Annotated in this window: 19 protein-coding genes and 1 tRNA gene; 11 read left to right on the plus strand and 9 right to left on the minus strand. The window is 66.7% G+C overall.

What is annotated here, in order from left to right:
• The first annotated feature begins 31 nt into the window (after positions 1-31).
• A complete protein-coding gene (locus AC07U1_RS22135) occupies positions 32-1,372 on the plus strand; it encodes a bifunctional folylpolyglutamate synthase/dihydrofolate synthase (protein WP_495177500.1) in 1,341 nt (446 codons plus the stop codon).
• Positions 1,373-1,534: 162 nt separating this feature from the next.
• Here the strand turns inward: AC07U1_RS22135 and AC07U1_RS22140 are convergent, their stop codons facing one another.
• The 3 genes from AC07U1_RS22140 to AC07U1_RS22150 all read right to left on the minus strand — a co-directional run bounded on the left by AC07U1_RS22140 (position 1,535) and on the right by AC07U1_RS22150 (position 4,237).
• Positions 1,535-2,278, minus strand: a complete 744-nt coding sequence (locus AC07U1_RS22140) for a tetratricopeptide repeat protein (RefSeq protein ID WP_187141447.1) — start codon at positions 2,276-2,278, stop codon at positions 1,535-1,537.
• Positions 2,279-2,280: 2 nt separating this feature from the next.
• Positions 2,281-3,693: an MFS transporter gene (locus AC07U1_RS22145; protein ID WP_082545253.1), complete on the minus strand. Its 1,413-nt coding sequence runs from the start codon at positions 3,691-3,693 to the stop codon at positions 2,281-2,283.
• 103 nt (positions 3,694-3,796) lie between these two features.
• On the minus strand, positions 3,797-4,237 hold the full coding sequence (locus tag AC07U1_RS22150) for a response regulator (RefSeq protein WP_056351872.1): 441 nt from the start codon (positions 4,235-4,237) through the stop codon (positions 3,797-3,799).
• Between the two features lie 154 nt (positions 4,238-4,391).
• Here AC07U1_RS22150 and AC07U1_RS22155 point away from each other — a divergent pair, with 154 nt between their 5' ends.
• Both AC07U1_RS22155 and rsmD read left to right on the plus strand, forming a co-directional pair.
• The gene (locus tag AC07U1_RS22155) at positions 4,392-5,264 is read left to right on the plus strand and encodes a pseudouridine synthase (RefSeq protein ID WP_492739738.1); all 873 of its coding nucleotides are present in this window, start codon (positions 4,392-4,394) and stop codon (positions 5,262-5,264) included.
• Positions 5,264-5,806: a 16S rRNA (guanine(966)-N(2))-methyltransferase RsmD gene (rsmD, locus tag AC07U1_RS22160; RefSeq protein WP_187142472.1), complete on the plus strand. Its 543-nt coding sequence runs from the start codon at positions 5,264-5,266 to the stop codon at positions 5,804-5,806. The genes AC07U1_RS22155 and rsmD overlap by 1 nt, the downstream gene beginning before the upstream one ends.
• A 31-nt stretch (positions 5,807-5,837) precedes the next feature.
• Here rsmD and AC07U1_RS22165 read toward each other — a convergent pair whose 3' ends face one another.
• Positions 5,838-7,103 (minus strand): MFS transporter, encoded by a 1,266-nt coding sequence (locus tag AC07U1_RS22165; protein WP_187142471.1) that lies wholly within the window; start codon positions 7,101-7,103, stop codon positions 5,838-5,840.
• Positions 7,104-7,195: 92 nt separating this feature from the next.
• On the minus strand, positions 7,196-7,750 hold the full coding sequence (locus tag AC07U1_RS22170) for a septal ring lytic transglycosylase RlpA family protein (RefSeq protein WP_495177499.1): 555 nt from the start codon (positions 7,748-7,750) through the stop codon (positions 7,196-7,198).
• A 314-nt stretch (positions 7,751-8,064) separates the two neighbouring features.
• Between AC07U1_RS22170 and AC07U1_RS22175 the strand changes: the two genes are divergently transcribed.
• The 4 genes from AC07U1_RS22175 to AC07U1_RS22190 all read left to right on the plus strand — a co-directional run bounded on the left by AC07U1_RS22175 (position 8,065) and on the right by AC07U1_RS22190 (position 13,609).
• Positions 8,065-10,356, plus strand: coding sequence for an ATP-dependent helicase (locus AC07U1_RS22175; RefSeq protein ID WP_495178453.1), 2,292 nt, complete (start codon positions 8,065-8,067; stop codon positions 10,354-10,356).
• Positions 10,357-10,432: 76 nt separating this feature from the next.
• Positions 10,433-11,329, plus strand: a complete 897-nt coding sequence (locus AC07U1_RS22180) for a DUF4349 domain-containing protein (RefSeq protein ID WP_495177498.1) — start codon at positions 10,433-10,435, stop codon at positions 11,327-11,329.
• A 47-nt stretch (positions 11,330-11,376) separates the two neighbouring features.
• The gene (locus AC07U1_RS22185) at positions 11,377-12,426 is read left to right on the plus strand and encodes an aspartyl/asparaginyl beta-hydroxylase domain-containing protein (protein WP_495197806.1); all 1,050 of its coding nucleotides are present in this window, start codon (positions 11,377-11,379) and stop codon (positions 12,424-12,426) included.
• Positions 12,427-12,445: 19 nt separating this feature from the next.
• Positions 12,446-13,609, plus strand: coding sequence for an acyl-CoA dehydrogenase family protein (locus AC07U1_RS22190; RefSeq protein ID WP_495178452.1), 1,164 nt, complete (start codon positions 12,446-12,448; stop codon positions 13,607-13,609).
• 30 nt (positions 13,610-13,639) lie between these two features.
• Here the strand turns inward: AC07U1_RS22190 and AC07U1_RS22195 are convergent.
• A tRNA-Ala gene (locus AC07U1_RS22195) sits at positions 13,640-13,715 on the minus strand.
• A gap of 87 nt (positions 13,716-13,802) precedes the next feature.
• Between AC07U1_RS22195 and AC07U1_RS22200 the strand changes: the two genes are divergently transcribed.
• A complete protein-coding gene (locus AC07U1_RS22200; RefSeq protein WP_495178451.1) occupies positions 13,803-14,819 on the plus strand; it encodes an NADP-dependent oxidoreductase in 1,017 nt (338 codons plus the stop codon).
• Between the two features lie 105 nt (positions 14,820-14,924).
• On the opposite strand, the gene AC07U1_RS22205 is transcribed toward AC07U1_RS22200, so the two are convergent.
• The gene (locus tag AC07U1_RS22205) at positions 14,925-16,331 is read right to left on the minus strand and encodes a DEAD/DEAH box helicase (protein WP_495177496.1); all 1,407 of its coding nucleotides are present in this window, start codon (positions 16,329-16,331) and stop codon (positions 14,925-14,927) included.
• 114 nt (positions 16,332-16,445) lie between these two features.
• On the minus strand, positions 16,446-16,946 hold the full coding sequence (locus tag AC07U1_RS22210; RefSeq protein ID WP_495197807.1) for a hypothetical protein: 501 nt from the start codon (positions 16,944-16,946) through the stop codon (positions 16,446-16,448).
• A 207-nt stretch (positions 16,947-17,153) separates the two neighbouring features.
• On the opposite strand from AC07U1_RS22210, the gene AC07U1_RS22215 reads away from it, so the two are divergent.
• The 3 genes from AC07U1_RS22215 to AC07U1_RS22225 all read left to right on the plus strand — a co-directional run bounded on the left by AC07U1_RS22215 (position 17,154) and on the right by AC07U1_RS22225 (position 20,023).
• Entirely contained in the window at positions 17,154-18,590 is a 1,437-nt protein-coding gene (locus AC07U1_RS22215) for an FAD-binding oxidoreductase (protein WP_495197808.1), read from the plus strand.
• A gap of 100 nt (positions 18,591-18,690) precedes the next feature.
• The gene (locus AC07U1_RS22220; RefSeq protein WP_495177495.1) at positions 18,691-19,467 is read left to right on the plus strand and encodes a SapC family protein; all 777 of its coding nucleotides are present in this window, start codon (positions 18,691-18,693) and stop codon (positions 19,465-19,467) included.
• Between the two features lie 13 nt (positions 19,468-19,480).
• Positions 19,481-20,023 carry a cytochrome b gene (locus tag AC07U1_RS22225; RefSeq protein WP_187142233.1) on the plus strand — a complete coding sequence of 181 codons (543 nt, stop codon included), beginning with the start codon at positions 19,481-19,483 and terminating at the stop codon, positions 20,021-20,023.
• 17 nt (positions 20,024-20,040) lie between these two features.
• Here the strand turns inward: AC07U1_RS22225 and AC07U1_RS22230 are convergent, their stop codons facing one another.
• Positions 20,041-20,250, minus strand: coding sequence for a DUF1674 domain-containing protein (locus tag AC07U1_RS22230; RefSeq protein ID WP_187142232.1), 210 nt, complete (start codon positions 20,248-20,250; stop codon positions 20,041-20,043).
• Between the last annotated feature and the right edge of the window lie 32 nt (positions 20,251-20,282).

Here is a 20,282-nt window from a genome sequence, read left to right on the forward strand (position 1 = left end):
CGCAATGACGAAGTGATTTAGAGCAACGATCATGCCCGACCACGCGCACAGCGCCGATCCCGCCGTCCAGGCCCAGCTCGACCGCCTCACCGCGCTGTCGCCGGGGCGCGACATCCTCGGCCTCGAACGCATCGCCGAGATTTGCGCACGCCTCGGCAATCCGCAGAATAGCCTCCCGCGAACCTTCCATGTCGCGGGCACCAACGGCAAAGGGTCAACCTGCGCCTATCTCCGCGCGATCCTCGAAGCGCAGGGACGCCGCGTGCACAGCTACACCAGCCCGCATCTCGTGCGCTTCAACGAGCGCATCCGGATCGCGGGAACGCTGATCGACGATGCTGCTCTCGCGTCGCTGCTCGAAGAGGTGCTCGACGTCGCCCACGACCTGCGGGCGAGCTTCTTCGAGATCACGACAGCCGCCGCCTTCCTCGCCTTCGCGCGCGCCCCCGCCGACGACTGCATCATCGAGGTCGGGCTCGGCGGGCGGCTCGACGCGACGAATATCATCCCCGCCCCAGCCGTGTGCGGCATCGCCTCGCTCGGCATCGACCATGAGGCGTTCCTGCTCGCGCCCGAGGCGGGCACGCCCGGCGATCCCGCCGTCCGCATCGCGTGGGAAAAGGCCGGCATCTTCAAGCCCGGCGCGGCGCTCGCGACGCTCGCTTATCCCGAACCGCTTATGCGCATCATCGGGGATCGCGCCGAAGCCGTTGGCGGTTCGCTGTTTTCCGAAGGGCGCGACTGGAGCATCGAGACACAGGACGAAGGCTTTCGCTGGACCTCGAAATTCGGCTCGATCGCCGCCCTGCTCGAAACGCGGATGGCCGGCGCACACCAGCAGCGCAACGCAGGCCTCGCGATCGCGATGCTCAACATCACCCCGCATCCGCGCCCTGACGAGGGCGCGGTGGCGCAAGGCGTCGCCACCGCCTTCTGGCCGGGCCGGATGCAGAAGCTCGCCGACGGCCCGCTCACCCGCCTTCTACCCGCCGGCACGACCGTCTGGCTCGACGGCGGTCACAATCCCGACGCCGGCAACGCGCTCGGGCGCGCGCTGGAGGACCATGCGCCGCTCCACATCGTCTGCGGCCTGCTGAGCAACAAGGACGCGACGGGCTTCCTGCGGCCCTTCGCCAACCGCATCGCATCATTCCAGGCGGTGCCGATCCCGGGACACGAGCATCACGATCCCAAGGATCTCTGTCATTGGGTGCAGAGCGATCTGGGGATCATCGACGCACAGCCCTGCGCCGATGTCGTGGCGGCGCTGTGTCATATCGCGGCGCACCGACCGCCGGGCGAGGTGCTGATGTGCGGGTCGCTGTACCTCGCGGGGGTGGTGCTGGGCGCCAATGGTGAAGTGCCGATTTGAGGGGCGGTTTGGGGTGGAGAGCACACGCCTATTTCATCGTCATCCCCGGCTTGACCCGGGACCCGCCTTCCTTCTTTCGCCGCCGGATCAAAGACAAGGCAGGCCCCGGGTCAAGCCCGGGGTGACGGGAAAAGGAGCGTCGCGTTCCACCCAGGAACCGCGCTACCCTAGCTCCGCGAGCATCCGTTTCGCCCAGCCATACATGTCAGCGTTGGTCTTGAGCATTGCCGGCGGCGTGCGTTGCATCCGCATCTCGACCTCTTTCAGCACCGACCGCGCGCCGGCCTTGTCACCATCGGCGATCAGCAGCGCCGCGATCCGGCAGCGTACCTCGTCGCCTGGTACCCGGTCGACGATCGCCCGGTACAGCGCCAGCGCATCGCGGGTCCGCCCGTCGAGTTCGGCGACCTTCGCGCGCAGCAGATCGCGCCGGTCGCGCTCCGATTGCGATCCGGTTTCGGGCAGCCGGTCGAGCGCCGCCAGCGCATCGGCGACAAGACCGGCGTCATATGCCGCCTCGGCGATCCGCATCCCGATCGCGCGGTCGGTATGCGGCGACATGCGCTCGGCCTCGCGAAACTGTTTCAAGGCCTCGTCATAGCGTTCGCGGATCATCAGCGCGTCGCCATATTCCAGCCGGTTGGCGATCGTGTCGCTGAACGCTACCGCGTCGCGCGCCTCGCGCACCCGGCGTTCGGGATCGATGCTGTCGGCGATATTCGCCTGCACCTGCCGCACCCGCCGGTCGCGCGACAGGTTCGGCATGATCTCGACGATGAAATAGGCGAGCATGCCGATCATCGGCAGGAAGGCGATCGCCATCACCCACGCCGTGTTCCGCCCGTTGCGGAAGACATGGACGATGCAGGCGACCTGCAGCGCGATGGTGACGCCGATCCAGAGCATGGTCAGCCCACCGGCTTGGGAGCGGCTTCTTGGTCAACATCCACCTTGCCGGCTGTGCCGACCGACAGGTCGACCAGCCCGCTGCGCATCATCCACCAGAACAGCAATATTCCTGGCAGCGCCGCGACGACGGTGAAGAGGTAGAAGTTCACATTGCCGAACTCCTCCATCATCGTACCCGCGGTCGTACCCGTCAGGAAGCGCCCCACGACGCTCGCCGCCGAGCTGATCAGCGCATAATGCGCGGCGGTGAAGCGGAGGTCGCACAGGGCCGAGAAATAGGCGACGACCACAACGCCGCCGATCCCGCTCGCGATATTCTCGAAGCCAATCGCGCCCGCGAGGCCCCAATTGCTGTGCCCCGCCATCGCGAGCAGCGCGAAACTGAAATTGCTCACCGCCATCAGGATCAGGCTGATCAGCACCGACTTCTTCATGCCGAGCCGGGCATAGAGGATGCCGCCGATGAAAATGCCGATCAGATAGGCCCAGAAACCGATACCGACGTCATAGATGGCGATCTCGTCGTTGCTGAATCCCAGGTCATCGAGCAGCAGGCGCAGCGTCAGCTGGCCCAGCGTGTCGCCGATCTTGTGAAGAAGGATGAACAGCAGCACCAGCCACGCGCCATGGCGGCTGAAAAATTCGGTGAACGGGCCGACGATGCCGGCGACGATGCCGGGACGCCCCTCGCGGGTCACCGCGTCGCGGTGTCGCTCGGGCTCGCCGACCCAGAAGGCGGCGATCACGGCCGGCAGGGCGAACAGCGCGCAGGCCAGATAAGCCGCTTCCCACCCCTGTCGTGCCGCCAGAAACAGCGCCAGCCCACCCGCGCCTGCGGACCCCAGCCGCCAGCCATATTGCGACATGCCCGACCCGACGCCAAGCTGTTCGGGCTTGAGAATCTCGATGCGATAGGCGTCGATGACGACGTCGAACGTCGCGCCGGCAAAGCCGACGAGGACGGCACCGACGGCCATTTCGAACAGCGCGGCGAATTCGCCTTCGTGGCCAAGTCCGAACAATTGCATGAATTGGCCCACCGGCGACCCACCGACGTTGGTTGGATCGACCAGCGCAAGGTTGCCCACCGCGAGCATCACCAGCGCTGCGGTCAGGATCAGCCACGACACGCGCTGACCGAGACGACCGATGACGGGAAGGCGCACCGCATCGACGACCCACGCCCATAGCGGCTTGAGATTATAGACGAGGAACGCGAGCGAAAAGGCGGTGATGGACGATTTCTGAAACCCGTCCTGCGCCAGTCGCGTGGTCAGCGTCGCCCCGATCATCGCAAAGGGAAAGCCCGACGAAATGCCGAGAAGCAAGGCAGCCAGCGGCGCGCGCTGAAGATAGGGGCGGATACTGTCCGACCAACTCTGGCGCGGCGGCGTCACGGTTTCAGGCTGCAAGCTCGTCTCCCCTTCCCGCCACGCGGAACCTCGAAGACGGGCCTAAAGCCTCGGGGTCAAATTGGAAGCGCCTATTTGGAGGCCCAGCGCTGAACCGTTCGGCTTACGCCGCCTCGGGCCGCCAATATGTCGTCAGCCCGCTCACCTTGCGCGGCGGCGCCTCGTTCTTGCAGCTCATCGCCTCGAGCGCCCGCAGCGCCGCGACCAGCGCCGACGCGCTGTGTGGCTTGTTCAGGCAGGCGAGCGCGATGTCGGCGGCATCCTCGGGGCATTGGCCGGTCACCAGCAGCACCGCGATGCCGCGATCGCGCGCCAGCCGCGCGACGTCGCGCCCGGTCATGTCGCCCGCGAGTCCGAGGTCGAGCACCAGCGCGTCGATCTGTTCGACCGCCATCAGCGCCACCGCCGCCTCCCCCGAATCGACCGAGGCGATCACGTCGTAACCGCTGTGTTTCAGCGTCCGCTCATTGTCGAACGCGACCAGCGGGTCATCCTCGATGACCAGCAGCCGCTTGATGCACGACGGACGGGGCGCGAACAGCATGATGACTCCCTTTATCGGCGACATGACGCGCTGATACCCTTCCTGCAAGCCGGCTTTTGCGCACCATCGACGAAGCGGTGCATTTCCGGCTATGAGCGTGGTCACAGCGCAACACTTTGCCCCGAATAACGACAAGAAAGCCGTTTCCGTTCCCATGAAATCACCCCGCCCTCCCCGATCGGGACCGCGCACCGCGCGCCCCGCCGACGACAAGCCCGACGCCCCCCGCGGGCGCCGCGCCGCGCGCGTCGCCGCGCCCCCGCGCAAAGCCAGGGAGGCCGAGCCCGAGCATGAGGACGGCCCGCAGCGCATCGCCAAGCTGCTCGCCCGCGCCGGCGTCGGGTCGCGCCGCGACGTCGAACGTATGGTCGAGGAAGGGCGCATCGCGCTCAACGGCCAGATCGTGGTCCACCCGGCGCCGCTGCTGACCTCGCTCGAAGGGCTGACCGTCGACGGCAATCCGGTCGCCAAGCCGGTGTCGACGCGCCTCTATCGTTTTCACAAGCCCGCGGGCTGCATCACCGCGGCGCGCGATCCCAAGGGGCGCAAGACGATCTATGATCTGCTGCCCAAGGGCCTACCGCGCGTCATGCCAGTCGGCCGCCTCGACTATAACACCGAGGGGCTGCTGCTGCTGACCAACGACGGCGAGTTCAAGCGCCAGCTCGAACTGCCCGCCAGCGGGGTCGAACGCACCTATCGCGCCCGCGCCTTTGGCGAGATCAGCCAGACGCAGCTCGAGGAACTGGCGATGGGGATCGAGATCGAGGGCGTCCGCTATGGCAAGATCATCGCCAACCTCGAACGCCGCACCGGGCGCAACCAGTGGGTCGAAATGACGCTGACCGAGGGCAAGAATCGCGAAGTGCGCAAGGTGCTCGAACATTTCGGGCTGCAAGTCAGCCGCCTGATCCGCACCCGTTACGGCGAGTTCAGCCTCGAAGGGCTTGGCATGGGCGACGTCGACGTCGTGCCGCGCGACGATCTGTTCAAATTCCGCCGCCACCTCGGTTCGGGCAAGCCCTGATGCGTGTGATTTCGGGAGAATGGCGCGGCCGCAAGCTGATCGCGCCCAAGGGCGACGCCACGCGGCCGACCGCCGACCGCACCCGCGAGACCCTGTTCTCGATGCTCGCGAGCCGCCTCGGCAGCTTCGAAGGGCTTTATGTCGCCGACCTGTTCGCGGGATCGGGCGCGCTCGGCATCGAGGCGCTGTCGCGCGGCGCCGAGCATTGCCTGTTCGCCGAGCAGGACCGCGACGCGCTCGATGCGTTGAAGGGCAATCTCGCCGCGCTTGGCGCGGCCGCGCGTGCGGATGTGCGCGCCGGATCGGTGCTCAGCCTCGGCCCGGCGAAACGCAGCTACGACCTGCTGCTGCTCGACGCCCCATACGCCACCGGCGCCGGCAGCGTCGCGCTCGACAAATTGAACCGCCTCGGCTGGATCGCGCCCGAGACCTGGGTTTCGGTCGAAACCGGCGAGAAGGAGGCCATCGAGGTCGCGGGCTTCGAGATCGATGCCGAACGCAAGGTTGGCAAAGCGAAGCTCACGCTGCTCCGCTCCGTCTAAGTCCTCCCTGCGGCATAGCCGCGAGGAGGATTCAGGATGGGCGCCCGCGCACCATCGCCAGCCCGCCGAAACTGATCACCCCGGCCAGCGCGAGATACAGCCCGACCGCCGCGGTGCCGCGCCAGTCGCCCAGCGCCTGCGCGACGATGGGTGCGGCGGCGCCACCCAGGATTCCGCCAGCGTTGAAGGTCATCGACGCGCCGGTGTAACGCACCTCGACCGGGAACAGCCCGGTCAGCCAGGCGCCGAGCGGGCCATAGACCAGCCCCATCACGAACAGCGCCGACGCAAGCCCGGCGAAGATCAGCCACCACGATCCCGACGCCAGCGCCGGCCCGAACAGGAAGCCGATCAGGATCGTCGCCCCGCAGCCCCAGGTCAGCACCTTCTGCGCGCTTGCCGCGTCGCTCCAGTACCCGGCGACGATAATCCCTACCGCCATGAACAGGATCGCGCCGAGCTGGATCAGCAGGAACTGCTCCTTCGGATAACCGAGCGTCGTCGTCCCATGCGCGAGCGCGAAGCTGGTCGAGAGATAGAAGATCGCGAAACAGGCGACGACCGCAAAGGTCCCCGCGAGGGTCGGCAGCAGATGGCGATTCAGGAGTTCGCCGATCGGGACGCCGACGGGCCGATCCTGTTCGAGCGCCTCGGCGAAATCGGGGGTCTCGCCGATCTTGAGCCGCACCCACAGCCCGAGCCCGACGAGGATCGCCGAGAGCAGGAAGGGGATGCGCCATCCCCATGAAGCGAACTCGGCATCGCTCATGCCCAGCCCGAGCAGCAGGAACAGGCCATTCGCCGCGATGAACCCCACCGGCGCGCCCAATTGCGGCACCATGCCGAAACGCGCGCGCCAGCCCGGCGGCGCATTCTCGACCGCGAGCAACGCCGCCCCGCCCCACTCGCCGCCGAGCCCGAACCCCTGACCGAAGCGCAGGATGCAGAGCAACAGCGGCGCGACCCAGCCGACCATCGCATAGGTCGGCAGGAAAGCGATCAGCAGCGTCGAAATGCCCATCAGCATCAGCGACGCCACCAGCGTCGACTTGCGCCCGATCCGGTCTCCATAATGACCGAACACCACCGCGCCGACGGGCCGCGCAAAAAAGGCGAGGCCGAAGCTCATGAAGCTCAGCATCAGCTGCGCCGACGGCGATTCGGACGGAAAGAACAGCGGCCCGAACACCAAGGCGGCGGCGGTGCCATAGATGTAGAAATCGTAGAATTCGACCGCGGTGCCGACGAGGCTCGCGGTCAGGATGCGCCGATGCTTGCGATAGGGTGCCAGATCCATGGGCGAACAACCCCTCCCCTTGATGGTTTTATCCGCCTTGGACGCACTGGCCCGCACCACGCAAGCCCGATGGCGCTCCAACGCCGCCGCGCCTATCGGTCTTTCCCCGGTATCCGCGCCCGCAACCCTTGCAATTCCCGCCCCGACAAAGGCGGCAGCGATGCAGCGGGTTTGCCGTCGCGCAGGCGTTTACGGTCCTTTTCCGACGGCTCGACGCGGCGGACGCGCACCGCGGCATGGCCCTGCGCCTTGATGCCGAGTTCCTCGGCGGCGCCGCGCGACAGGTCGATGATCCGGCCCTGCGCAAAGGGTCCGCGATCGTTGACCCGCACGATGATCCGGCGGCCGCTGTCGAGCGCGGTCACCTCGACATAGGTCGGCAGCGGCAGCGTGGTGTGCGCGGCGGTGATCCAGCCGGGCCGGAATGGCTCGCCATTGGCGGTGCGATTGCCCGATTCGTTGCCGTACCAGCTCGCATAGCCGACCGCGTCATAACCCGGCGCGGCGGCGGGCACATAGGTGGTGCCGCGAACCGCATAGGCCGGGCCGATCCGCACCGGCGTGTCGCTGACGGGGCGGAAATTGCCGCCGGCGCAGGCGGAGAGCAGCAGGGCCGCCGATGCGGGGATCAGGGAACGGGCGCGCATCGGGGTGACGGTAGAGGTGAAGACGGGCGGGATAAAGAGGGAGATCGGCATCGGGGTGAAGAGCGGGCGTTAGCTACAACTTCGGTTCCCCGGCGAAGGCCGGGGCCCAGGGCTGTGGAGAGCAGGCGTTTGCTAGCTGCGCTCTGGACCCCGGCCTTCGCCGGGGTAAGGCAGAAGCTGGTCGTCAGCGGTCGTTCCGCAAACGATCGGAATGTGCGGGGAAGCGCAGGGCATTGTATCCATCCACCCCTCCCCGCTGGACAGCGCGCGCGCTGTTCCCTAATCGTTCGCGCGTGAACGATACCCCTGCCTCGATGCCCGACCTCGCCCGCCCCGATCCCTCGGACCCGCCCTATCTGCGCGGTCTCAACGGCCCGCAGCGCCAGGCGGTGCTGACCACCGAAGGCCCGGTGTTGATGCTCGCGGGTGCCGGCACCGGCAAGACCGCGGCACTCACCGCGCGCCTCGCGCATATCATCGCGACGCGGCGCGCCTGGCCGTCCGAAATCCTCGCGGTGACCTTCACCAACAAGGCGGCGCGCGAGATGCGCGAGCGGATCGGGCGGATGATCGGCGACGCGGTCGAGGGCATGCCCTGGCTCGGCACCTTTCACAGCATCGCGGCCAAGATGCTGCGCCGCCACGCCGAACTCGTCGGACTGCAGAGCAATTTCACCATTCTCGACACCGACGACCAACTGCGCGTGCTCAAACAGTTGATCCAGGCCGAGGGGCTCGACGAGAAGCGCTGGCCGGCGCGCCAGCTCGCGGGGCTGATCGACAAATGGAAGAACCGCGGGCTCGTCCCCGCCGACCTCGACGCCGCCGACAAGGAAGCCTGGGCCGACGGCAAGGGCGAGCATTTTTACGCGCTCTATCAGGCGCGGCTCAAGACATTGAACGCCTGCGATTTCGGCGACCTGCTGCTCCACATGCTGGTGATCCTGAAAACCCACCGCGACGTGCTCGAGCAGTATCAGCAACGCTTCAAATATATCCTCGTCGACGAATATCAGGACACCAACGCCAGCCAATATCTGTGGCTGCGGCTGCTCGCGCAATCGCGCAAGAATATCTGCGTGGTCGGCGACGACGACCAGTCGGTGTACAGCTGGCGCGGCGCCGAGGTCGCGAATATCCTGCGCTTCGACAAGGATTTCCCGGGCGCGACCGTCATCCGCCTCGAACAAAATTATCGATCGACCCCGCAGATTCTTGCCGCCGCCTCGGCGCTGATCGCGCAGAACAGCGGTCGGCTCGGCAAGACGTTGTGGACCGAGCTTGAACCCGGCGACAAGGTCCGCGTCGTCGGCGTCTGGGACGGCCCCGAGGAGGCGCGCCGCGTCGGCGAGGAACTCGAAACGCTCCAGCATCGCCGCGTGTCGCTCGACCGCGCCGCGATCCTCGTCCGCGCCCAGTTTCAGACCCGCGAGTTCGAAGACCGCTTCATCGCGATCGGCATGCCGTACCGCATCGTCGGCGGTTTCCGCTTTTACGAACGCGCCGAAATCCGCGATGCCCTCGCCTATCTGCGCCTCGTCCAGTCGCCCGCCGACGACCTCGCCTTCGAACGCATCGTCAATGTCCCCAAACGCGGCCTCGGCGACAAGGCGATCCAGCGCATCCACCAGTTCGCCCGCGCCGAACGCGCGCCCTTGCTGCAGGCGGCGTCGCAGATCACCGAAACCGATGAACTCACCCCGCAGGCGCGACGCCAGCTCGCCACGTTCGTCGCGCAGATGCGCGGCTGGCGGACCAAGGCGAACGACCTGTCGCACCCCGAGCTGACCCAACTGATCCTCGACGAATCGGGCTATACCGCGATGCTGCAGGCCGACCGCAGCGTCGAAGCCGCGGGCCGGCTCGAAAACCTCTCCGAACTCGTCCGCGCTATGGAGGAATATGACTCGCTCGAGGCGTTCCTCGAACATGTCAGCCTCGTCATGGACCGCGACAATGACGACACGACCGAGACAGTCACGATCATGACGATCCACGCCGCCAAGGGGCTAGAGTTCGACCATGTCTTCCTCGCGGGGTGGGAAGACGGCGTGTTTCCGTCGCAGCGCTCGATGGACGAGGGCGGCATCGCCAGCCTCGAGGAAGAGCGCCGCCTCGCCTATGTCGCGATCACCCGCGCCCGCGTGCGCGCCAGCATCTATCATGCCGCGAACCGCCGCATCTATGGCCAGTGGACGAGCAGCATCCCCAGCCGCTTCATCGCCGAAATTCCGCCCGAACATGTCGACAGCGAAAACAGCTTCGGCGGCGGCCAAAGCCTGTGGCGCGCCAACTGGTCGGCGCAGGGCGATCCGTTCGCGCATGTCGCCGAGCGCAACCCCTCGCGCACGATGACGCGCGGCCCCGCCTGGCAGCGCGCGGTGGCAGGGTCGACGACGGTGACCCGCGCCCCCGCGCCCAGCGAGCGCGGCCCCGCAGCGTCGGTTGGCGCCAAGCCGCGCGCCGACCTGGCGATCGGCATGCGCGTGTTTCATGAGAAGTTCGGCTATGGCGACATCGTCGACATCGACGGCAATAAGCTGGAGGTCGAGTTCGAACAGGCGGGCAGCAAAAGGGTGCTCGACAGCTTCATCAAGGCGGCCTGACAAGGCTATTGTCAACCAGATCAGTTATGATACTCCATATCGTGCGGCCAACGAGTCGCATCTTTGGGAGAGTCTCATGAAAACCAAGCTCTTGGCGGGCGCGATGGCGCTCGTGCTGGTCGGCTGCGGCCAAAAAGCGTCCGAGGAATCGGCGGCGAGCAGCGCGCCCGCCGCCACCGAAATGGCCTCCGCCGATGCCGCCGGCGGTCCCGACGTCGCGATCACCGCCGCCCCCGGGGTCGCCTTCCACTATCGCTACGCCTTCCGCCTCGACGACGACCGCATCGCTGCGGTGCAGGAGGAACATGCCGCCGCCTGCGAAACGCTCGGCGTCGCGCGCTGTCGGATCACCGGCATGGATTACCGGCTGATCCGCGACAATGAGGTCGAGGGCCGGCTGGAATTCAAGCTCGACCCCGCCATCGCTCGCAAGTTCGGCAAGGATGCGATCGCCAGCGTTGCCAAGGCCGAGGGCGTGCTCGCCGCGGCCAATATCACCGGCGAGGACGTCGGCGCGCAGATCAGCGATTCGCAGCGCCGCAGCGCGGGCATCACCGACGAGATCGCGCGCCTCGAAGCGCGGCTCAAGCAGGGCGGACTCGGCGACCGCGAACGCACCGAACTCCAGCAGCAGATCGCCGGGCTGCGCCAGCAACTCGACGGCGAGCGCGAAACGCGGCGCGGCGGCGAGGTCCAGCTCGCGACGACGCCGATGGTCTTCGACTATCAGGGCGCCGGCGGCCTGCCCGGCATCGGTTATGGCAATCCGTTCAGCGACGCGGCGAATATGCTGGTACGCAGCGGCAGCACCCTGCTCTCGTTCGTCCTCGTCGTCGGCGCCGCGATCCTGCCCTGGGCGCTGTTCTTCGCCGGCCTGCTGCTGCTGTGGCGCACCCCGCCGGTCGTCGCGGTCCGCAGGTGGCTGGTCGGCAAGCGCGCCGCGCCTTCAGCACCGCCGCCGCCAGAGATCTAGGCCCACCGCTTCTTGCAAAGGGGCCGCGCGGCGCTATGGCAAGCGCCATGACCGGCGAGGGGACATGGCTGGAGCAGGCGCGCGCGGCCCACCGGCGCGGCGACGACGCGGGCGAAGGCGCCGCGCTCGACGCCGCGATCCGCGCCGATCGCGCCAATATCGCCGCGATCCTCGCCATGGCCGAACTCAAGCGCCGGCTGTCCGACGAGCGCGCCGCGGGCAGCTTTTACCGCCTCGCGCTCGGCACCGCCGCCCAGGCGCGCAGCGTCCCGCCGGCTCTGCACCCTGGCCTCCAGCGCGCCGAGACCTTTCTCGCCGCGACTGAACAAGCCTTTGCCGATCACCTGCTCGGCCAATTGCGCGGCGCGGGAATCGACGCCGCGAGCGCGACCCCGCGCGTCGCCGAGGCGCTGCGCATGCTCGCCGGCGACCAGCCGCTCTACCTGCAGCAACCGAGCATGTTCTATTTCCCCGGCCTCGCGCAGCGCACCTTTTTCGACCGCGCCGATTTCGGCTGGGTGCCCGCGGTCGAGGCCGCAACCAATGCGATCCGCGCCGAACTGCAGGCCTTGATCGCGGGTACCGCCGACCGTTTCGGCCCCTATGTCACCGCCAGCCCCGACCGGCCTCCCCCCAATAATCCGCTGCTCGATAAACCCGACTGGGGCGCCGCCTGGCTTTGGAAGGACGGCAAAATCGCCGAGGGCATGGACATGCTCTGCTCAGAGGCCCTCGCCGCGCTCGCGCAGGCGCCGCAACCGGTGATCCCGGGCCGCGCGCCACTCGCGCTCTTCTCGCGGCTCAAACCCGGCACGCATATCCAGCCGCACCACGGCATGCTCAACACCCGCCTGATCTGCCACCTGCCGCTGATCGTCCCCGACGGCTGCGGTCTGCGCGTCGGCGCCGAGACGCGCGCATGGCGCGAAGGCGAATTGACGATCTTCGACGACAGTTTCGAACATGAAGCATGGAACCGCGGGACCAGCGACCGCACCGTGATGCTGTTCGAAATCTGGCGCCCCGACATCGACACCGACGAGCGCGACCAGTTGACGCGCATCTTCTCCGCGATCGACAGCTATTCAGAACAATAATCCAAATGAGGAAAATATGATGACCAACCCGGGAATGGACGCCGACATCTACGAAGCCTTTATCGAACAGTTGCAGCGCTATGTCCGCGACCGGCTGATCCCCGCCGAAGACCAGCTTGAGGAACTGGGCCGCGTTCCCGACGACATCCTCGCCGAGATGAAGGACATGGGCCTGTTCGGCATCACCATGCCCCCCGAATATGGCGGGGCGGGCATGAACGTCAGCCAATATGTCGGCTTCATCCGCGAGATCGCTTATGCCTCGCCCGCCTATCGTTCGATCGTGTCGATCAACATCGGCATGGTGTGCAAGTCGCTGACCGGTTTCGGCACCGACCAGCAGAAGGAACATTGGCTGCCGAAGCTCGCGACCGGCACCATCGCCGCCTTCGGCCTCACCGAACCCGACAGTGGGTCGGACAGCGCGGCGATGAAGACCCGCGCAGTGCGCGACGGCAACGGCTATGTGCTCAACGGCACCAAGCGCTACATCACCAACGCCCCCTTCGCCGACGTCATCCTGGTGATGGCACGCACCAACGCCGAGGCTTTGCCCAAGAACGCGCATGTCAGCGCCTTCATGGTCCCGCGCGAGGCGCCCGGCGTGTCGATCGGCAAGCCCGACGGCAAGATGGGCCAGGCGGGATCGCAGATCGCCGACGTCATCCTCGATAATGTCCGGGTTGACGGCGATGCGCTGCTCGGCGGCGAAGAAGGCATCGGTTTCCGCGCCGCGATGCAGAGCCTCGACAACGGCCGGCTTTCGGTCGCCGCCGCCAGCGTCGGCTATGCCAAGCGCATGCTCGATGCGGGCCTGCAATATGCGATGGAGCGCAAGGCGTTCGGCGAGCCGATCGCGAACTTCCAGCTGATCCAGGCGATGCTCGCCGACAGCAAGGCCGAAATCTACGCCGCCGAATGCATGCTCGCCGACGCCTGCGCGCGCGCCGACCGCGGCGAGAAGATCATCGTCGAGGCTGCGGCGACCAAGATGTTCGCCAGCGAAATGTGCGGCCGGGTCGCCGACCGCGTCGTCCAGATCCACGGCGGCGCCGGCTATCTCAAGGAATATCTGGCCGAGCGCTTCTATCGCGACTGCCGCATTTACCGCATCTATGAAGGAACCACGCAGATTCAGCAGCTAGTGATCGCGAAGAACATGATTCGCGACTTCGCGGGGTAAGCGGTTCGGAAGTTGGGGGAATCGGGTCGCTGGTGGAGCCGAGGGGAATCGAACCCCTGACCTCTGCAGTGCGATTGCAGCGCTCTCCCATCTGAGCTACGGCCCCGCGACGGCGGGGTCTTAACGGCACCGAATACGGCTGGCAACGGCTTTTCTGACGATTGGGCGACGGACACTTATCGAGGGGGATATGATGGCGCGAGCGTGGCACCTGATCCGCAGGCCAACGGGCTTGCCGACGATGGACAATTTCGCCCTCCGCGACCTCCCCGACGCGCCGTTGCAGGCCGACCAGCTGCGGGTGAAGAATCTGTGGCTGTCGGTCGACCCCTATATGCGCGGCCGGATGAACGACGCGAAAAGCTATTCGGCCAGCTTTCAGATCGATCAGCCGATGACCGGCGGCGCGATCGGCGAGGTGACCGAAAGCAATATGGGCGGCTTCGCCCCCGGCGACCTGATCCTCCACATGGGCGGCTGGCGCGACGGCGGCGTCATCGGCCTCGACATGTCGCCGAACAAGCTGCCCGCGGCGGCGCTCGCGGCGGGGATGACCCCGCAGACCTTCCTCCACAATATGGGGCTGACCGGTGGCACCGCCTGGATCGGCCTGCTCCGCATCGCGGCGGCGAAACCCGGCGACACCGTCTTCGTCTCGGCGGCGGCGGGCGCGGTCGGATCGGCGGTGGTCCAGATCGCCAAAGCGCGCGAGATGACGGTGATCGGCTCGGCCGGCGGCGCCGATAAATGCGCCTGGGCCCTCGATCTCGGCGCCGATGCGGTGATCGACTACAAGGCCGACCCGGTGCTGCCGCAACTTGCCGCGGCGCTCGAAACCCTCGGCAAGCCGGGGATCGACGTCTATTTCGACAATGTCGGCGGCGAACATCTCGACGCCGCCTTCGCGACCGCCAGCGATTTTGCGCGCTTCGCGATCTGCGGCATGATCGACGTCTATAACGACGGCAAGGCGCAGGAGATGAAATATCTGATCCGCACCATCCCGGCGCGCATCCGCATGGAAGGCTTTATCTACACCGACCAGTTCTTCGACTGCGTCGAGGAATTCTACGCCGACATGGGCGGGCTGATCGCCAGCGGCGCGGTGACGATGCGCGAGACGGTGCATGAGGGGCTGGAGGCGACGCCCGAGGCGTTTCTGGGGCTGTTCGCGGGGGCGAATATGGGGAAGATGCTGGTTCGGGTTTGATACCCATACCGTCGCCCCCGCGAAGGCGGGGACCGCTGGCCGCCTTGCTCGACCTCACCGCGTAAACCGATAGCGGCCCCCGCCTTCGCGGGGGCGACGAGCAGATCAGCTACCGAACCCGAACGACAAAAAGTCCGGCATCGGGCCGTTCCAGCCGTCATCGGGGCCATCATCATCCTGATTGCGCGACTTCGCCGGTGCGGGCTTGCGATCGTCGGCCTTCTTCGCGGGTCTGGCCGCCGGCTTTTCGGCAACGGTTTCGGCACGCGGTGCTTCGGCGCGTTTCGGTTCGGCAGCGGGCTTGGCGCGGCCGCGACCGCCGCGGGCGGATCGTTCGCGGCGCGGTTCGCGCTCTTCGCGCGGCTCGTCCGTCGACGCCTTGGCAGCCTCGGCCTTGCCGCCGCCGCCATGGACCGGGATCGTATAGCCGGTCAGCTTCTGGATATTGTCGATCGCCTCGTCATCCGACGGCGTGATCAGCGTGAAGGCACGGCCCTGCGCGCCCGCGCGGCCGGTGCGGCCGATGCGGTGGACATAATCATCGGGGTGCCAGGGTGCGTCGAAGTTGAAGACATGGCTCACGCCCTTCACATCGAGTCCGCGCGCCGCGACGTCGGACGCGACCAGGATATTGATCGTCCCGGCCTTGAAGCGGTCGAGTTCGGCGATGCGGCTCGACTGGTCCATGTCGCCATGGATTTCGCCCGCCTTGTACCGGTCGCGCTGCAGCGCCTTGGCCAGGTCGCGCACCGTCGTCTTGCGGTTGCAAAAGATGATCGCGGTGCTGATGTCTTCCGACTCGAGCAGGTCGCGCAGCGTGTCGCGCTTGCCGCGCTCGCTGGTCTTGACGACGAACTGCTCGATATTCTCGTTGCGGCTCGCCGGGCGTGCGACTTCGATCGTCTTGGGATTCGACAGGAATTTGTCGGCCAGCTTCTTGATCGGCGGCGGCATCGTCGCCGAGAACAGCAGGGTCTGCCGATTCGCCGGCAGCTTGGTGCAGATATTCTCGATGTCGGGGATAAAGCCCATGTCGAGCATGCGATCGGCTTCGTCGATCACCAGCAGGTTGCAACCGGTGAGCAATATCTTGCCGCGCTCGAACAGGTCCATCAGGCGGCCGGGGGTCGCGATCAACACGTCGACGCCCTTTTCGAGCGCCTTGACCTGATCGCCCATCTGCACGCCGCCGATCAGCAACGCCATCGAGAGCTTGTGATATTTGCCGTATTTTTCAAAGTTTTCCGCGACCTGCGCCGCGAGTTCGCGCGTCGGTTCGAGGATCAGCGAGCGCGGCATGCGCGCCCGCGCGCGGCCATGCGCCAATATGTCGATCATCGGCAGCACGAAGGATGCGGTCTTGCCGGTGCCCGTCTGGGCGATGCCGATCATGTCGCGCATCATCAGCACCGAGGGGATCGCACCCGCCTGAATCGGCGTCGGTTCGTCATAGCCCGATTCAGTGATCGCGCGCAGGGTTTCGTCGGAAAGGCCGAGGTCGGCAAATTTCATAGGGTCATCATGTCCGGAAAATTGAGGTCGCACGGCGTCCCACGCCAGCCCGCGCTGCGGCGCCCTTGCGGAACTACCAGCCGAAAGTCAAGAAAAGCTGGCGAAAATCGCCGATCAATCGTCGTCGCGCACCGCGACCATCAGGCGGAACTTGTCGATTTCGCATTTGGCACCGGTTCGTGCGTGAATCTCGTCGCGATCCTCGCAAAGCTGGCCGTCCTCGTTACCCTTCATATAGAAACCGGCATAGAAATCGAGCGCGCGGCAACCGCGGTTGAGCTGCGCGCGCAATCGCTGCCTCTGCCGCGTGATCAGGTCGATGCTGTCGCGCTGAACCGCCTGCATTCCGATGATGTTCCGCATCGCGACGCATTTCGGCGCCTTTTTCTCTTTCCAGACGATCGGCGGCGCTTCGCGCTTGCGCTGCGGCTCGCCGGGGCTTGCCGCGAAATTGGTGAGCGACGATCGCTGCGCCGGTACGCGGATGATCAACTGCTGTTCGATGATAACCTGGAACCACGGAGCGCCGGCGCTTTCGGGCATGGGCACCATCGCGGCGATCGGCTCGGGCGGCGCTATCGGCGCCTCCGTGTCGGCCGCGGGTGCCGCGGCCACGAGGAACAGGGCAAACGCTGCCGTCACTGCGCGTCGGGCGCCCCCTCGGCGCGCTGACAAAAACCGTTGTTCACCCTTGGCTCCCGAACCCGATGCTGGCTGGACGCGCGGGCTTCACTCGTCCATGGCCTCCCCAATAGCGATCATGATTGAACAGCAAATGAACTGTTGTCGACCCATTTTGACGATCCGTCACCTCGTCCGCGAATGTCCGCGCCGATGACGCGGCCCCCGACGCCCGACCTGCTGGCACAGCTTGCCGCCCTGCTCGGCCCCAAGGGCTTCGCGACCGACGACGACAGCCTCGCGCCCTGGCTCACCGACTGGCGCGGCAAATATCACGGCCGCGCCGCCGCGATGCTCTCCCCCGCCACCACCGCCGAAGTCGCCGCCGTCGTCCGGCTTTGCGCCGCGCAGGACGTCGCCATCGTCCCGCAGGGCGGCAACAGCGGCATGGTCGGCGGCGCGACCCCCGACGCCAGCGGCGCGCAATTGCTGCTCAGCACGCGCCGCATGAACCGCGTCCGTACCATCGATCGCGCGGCGGGACTCGCCGTGGCCGAAGCCGGCGTTATCCTCGAGAATTTCCACAATGCCGTGCTGGCGGAAGGTTTCCGGTTCCCGCTGACCCTCGGCGGCAAGGGGTCGGCGACGATCGGCGGGCTGGTATCGACCAACGCCGGCGGCACCCAGGTGCTGCGCCACGGCACGATGCGCGCCCTCGTCGCGGGGGTCGAGGCGGTGCTGCCCGACGGCCAAGTCTTCGACGGACTGGCGCCGCTCAAGAAGGACAATCGCGGCTATGACCTGCGGCACCTGCTGTGCGGGGCGGAGGGGACGCTGGGCATCGTCACCGCCGCGACGCTGCGCCTCGTCCCCGCCGCACAGGACCGCGCGACCGCATGGATAGGCCTCGAAAGTCCCGACAAGGCGCTGCTCCTGCTGCGCCAGCTCGACGCAGCGATCGGCGCCCCGCTCGAAGGCTTCGAGATCGTCCCGCACGGCTGCCTAGACGCGGTGCTGCGCCACATCCCGCAGACGCGCCACCCGCTGGGCGGCGACTGCCCTTGGTATGCACTGGTCGAACTCGCCGACGACAAGGCCGACGACCTGTCGTCGCGGCTCGAAACCCAACTCGCCATCGCGCTGCAGGCCGGGCTGATCGACGATGTCGTGATCGCCAAGAACGATCGCGAAAGCGACGATTTCTGGCGGCTGCGCGATTCGATTTCGGAGGCCGAGCGTGCCGAGGGGCCTGCGATCCAGCACGACGTCAGCGTGCCGGTCGACCTGATGCCGCGCTTCATCGCCGACAATCCGGCGCGCCTGACCGCCGCCTTCCCCGGCGCCCGCGCCCTGTCCTTCGGCCATCTCGGCGACGGCAACGTCCATCATCATGTCCAGCCGCCCGCCGGGGTCGACGGCCGCGCCTGGATCGCCGCGCATGGCGAGGACGCGAGCCGCCTCGTCTACAGCCATGTCATCGAACTCGGCGGCTCGCTTTCGGCCGAACATGGCATCGGCCAGATGAAGCGCGACCTGTTCGCCGCGCTCGACAGCCCGGCGCGGCTCGCGGCGCTACGCGCGATCAAGGCGGGGCTCGACCCCGCGGGCCTGTTCAATCCGGGCAAACTGATCGGCTAGGCCCGCCACCGTCCCCCTTGCGTCGCGGCGCGCAGCCCAATAAGGCGCGCAATCGCATTTTTTCGCCCGCCGGTGCGGGTGTTCAGTTCGGAGTTTCATCATGGCCACTGCGCCCGCCGCCAATCTGCCGCTTTTCTACAAGGATCTGGTTCCGCTCTCGAGCGTCGATCACGCCAATTTCCACGCACGGTCGCTCGACAAGGCCGAATTCCTGATCAACCAGCATGCGGTGCCGCTGACCGCGGACGAATTCGTCTCGGCGAGCCGTTTCTACCCGATCGTCTTTTCGGCCGGCGACAATCCCGTGCCGCTCGCGCTGATGGGCCTCAACGAGGGCGTCAACACCTTCGTCGACGACGAGGGCAAGCTGATCAACCCGGTCTATGTCCCGGCCTACGTCCGCCGCTATCCGTTCCTGCTCGCCAAGCTGCGTCCCGACACCGACGAGCTGTCGCTGTGCTTCGACCCGACTTCGGGCGCCGTCGGCGAATTCGAAGAGGGCGATGCGCTGTTCGACGGCCCCGAACCGACCGATCCGACCAAGGCGGTGCTCGAATTCTGCAAGAATTTCGAAGAAGCCGGCCAGCGCACCGGCGTCATGGTGGACGAGCTGAAAAAGGCCGACCTGCTGATGGACGGCGAAGTCAGCATCCAGCCCGAAGGCAGCGACAAGCCCTTCATCTACCGCGGCTTCCAGATGGTCGACGAGAACAAGCTGCGCGAACTGCGCGGCGACGTGCTGCGCAAGATGATGCAGAACGGCATGTTCGGCCTGATCTTCGCGCACCTCTTTTCGCTGCAGCTGATGCGCGAAGTCTTTGCCGAGCAGGTCAAGGCCGGCAAGGTGCCGTTGATTTCGGAAGCCCCGCTCGTCTGAGGAATTGAACCCGATGGCCACCATGTCGACCGGCGCCCCGCGCTACACGAAGGTGGCCATCTGGCTTCATTGGGCGATCGGCCTCGCGGTGATCGCCAATATCGGCCTCGCGATGCTGACCGAGGATATGCCGCGCGAAACGCATCGGACGGCGATGTTGATCCACAAGGCGCTCGGCATCGCGATCCTCGGCTTGACGGTGCTGCGTATCCTCTGGCGGCTCGGCCACAAGCCGCCACCGCTGCCCGCCGCGACTCCCGCCTGGCAACGGCCGGTCAGCAAGCTCGTCCATTTCCTTTTCTACGCGCTGCTCATCCTGCTACCGCTATCGGGATGGGTCTGGATGTCGGCCGCCGACCGCCCGATCGACTTCTTCGGCCTGTTTACCGTGCCGTCGATCGCCAGCCCCAGCAAAAGCCTCGCCGACACGCTGCACGAACGGCATGAAGTGCTGGGTCTCGCGATGCTCGCCCTCGCCGCGATCCACGTCCTCGCGGCGCTGAAGCACCAGTTCGTCGACCGCACCGGGCTGATCGGGCGGATGAATCCCTTTTGACCGCCGCGTCGGCGGGGTCAGAAATCGATCGCCAGTCCCTTGAGTTCCCAGTCGCCATAGCGCACGGGGTTGCGGCCGCCGGGCTGGTCCTCGGCCTTTTCCTCGAGGATCGGTTCGGGCGCCGGAACCGGGGCGTTGGTCCAGCCTTCGGGCGCTTTCACATGCGCGGGGCGCTTGGCCGCGCGCGGCGTGCCGCCGATGGTCTCTGCTTGGCTGTTTTCGGTCATGACGCCGATGTTATAGGAGTTTCCGTGCCCCA

The organism is Sphingopyxis sp. GW821-FHT02C12 (assembly GCF_059421785.1).

What these genes read in the sequence shown, in the direction of transcription:
- AC07U1_RS22215 (WP_495197808.1), top strand. Translation starts at nt 17,154, where the DNA reads ATGTCCGCGCCGATGACGCGGCCCCCGACGCCCGACCTGCTGGCACAG.
- AC07U1_RS22200 (WP_495178451.1), top strand. Translation starts at nt 13,803, where the DNA reads ATGGCGCGAGCGTGGCACCTGATCCGCAGGCCAACGGGCTTGCCGACG.
- AC07U1_RS22225 (WP_187142233.1), top strand. Translation starts at nt 19,481, where the DNA reads ATGGCCACCATGTCGACCGGCGCCCCGCGCTACACGAAGGTGGCCATC.
- rsmD (WP_187142472.1), top strand. Translation starts at nt 5,264, where the DNA reads ATGCGTGTGATTTCGGGAGAATGGCGCGGCCGCAAGCTGATCGCGCCC.
- AC07U1_RS22205 (WP_495177496.1), bottom strand. Translation starts at nt 16,331, where the DNA reads ATGAAATTTGCCGACCTCGGCCTTTCCGACGAAACCCTGCGCGCGATC.
- AC07U1_RS22220 (WP_495177495.1), top strand. Translation starts at nt 18,691, where the DNA reads ATGGCCACTGCGCCCGCCGCCAATCTGCCGCTTTTCTACAAGGATCTG.
- AC07U1_RS22140 (WP_187141447.1), bottom strand. Translation starts at nt 2,278, where the DNA reads ATGCTCTGGATCGGCGTCACCATCGCGCTGCAGGTCGCCTGCATCGTC.
- AC07U1_RS22230 (WP_187142232.1), bottom strand. Translation starts at nt 20,250, where the DNA reads ATGACCGAAAACAGCCAAGCAGAGACCATCGGCGGCACGCCGCGCGCG.
- AC07U1_RS22165 (WP_187142471.1), bottom strand. Translation starts at nt 7,103, where the DNA reads ATGGATCTGGCACCCTATCGCAAGCATCGGCGCATCCTGACCGCGAGC.
- AC07U1_RS22175 (WP_495178453.1), top strand. Translation starts at nt 8,065, where the DNA reads ATGCCCGACCTCGCCCGCCCCGATCCCTCGGACCCGCCCTATCTGCGC.
- AC07U1_RS22150 (WP_056351872.1), bottom strand. Translation starts at nt 4,237, where the DNA reads ATGCTGTTCGCGCCCCGTCCGTCGTGCATCAAGCGGCTGCTGGTCATC.
- AC07U1_RS22135 (WP_495177500.1), top strand. Translation starts at nt 32, where the DNA reads ATGCCCGACCACGCGCACAGCGCCGATCCCGCCGTCCAGGCCCAGCTC.
- AC07U1_RS22155 (WP_492739738.1), top strand. Translation starts at nt 4,392, where the DNA reads ATGAAATCACCCCGCCCTCCCCGATCGGGACCGCGCACCGCGCGCCCC.
- AC07U1_RS22185 (WP_495197806.1), top strand. Translation starts at nt 11,377, where the DNA reads ATGACCGGCGAGGGGACATGGCTGGAGCAGGCGCGCGCGGCCCACCGG.
- AC07U1_RS22190 (WP_495178452.1), top strand. Translation starts at nt 12,446, where the DNA reads ATGACCAACCCGGGAATGGACGCCGACATCTACGAAGCCTTTATCGAA.
- AC07U1_RS22170 (WP_495177499.1), bottom strand. Translation starts at nt 7,750, where the DNA reads ATGCGCGCCCGTTCCCTGATCCCCGCATCGGCGGCCCTGCTGCTCTCC.
- AC07U1_RS22180 (WP_495177498.1), top strand. Translation starts at nt 10,433, where the DNA reads ATGAAAACCAAGCTCTTGGCGGGCGCGATGGCGCTCGTGCTGGTCGGC.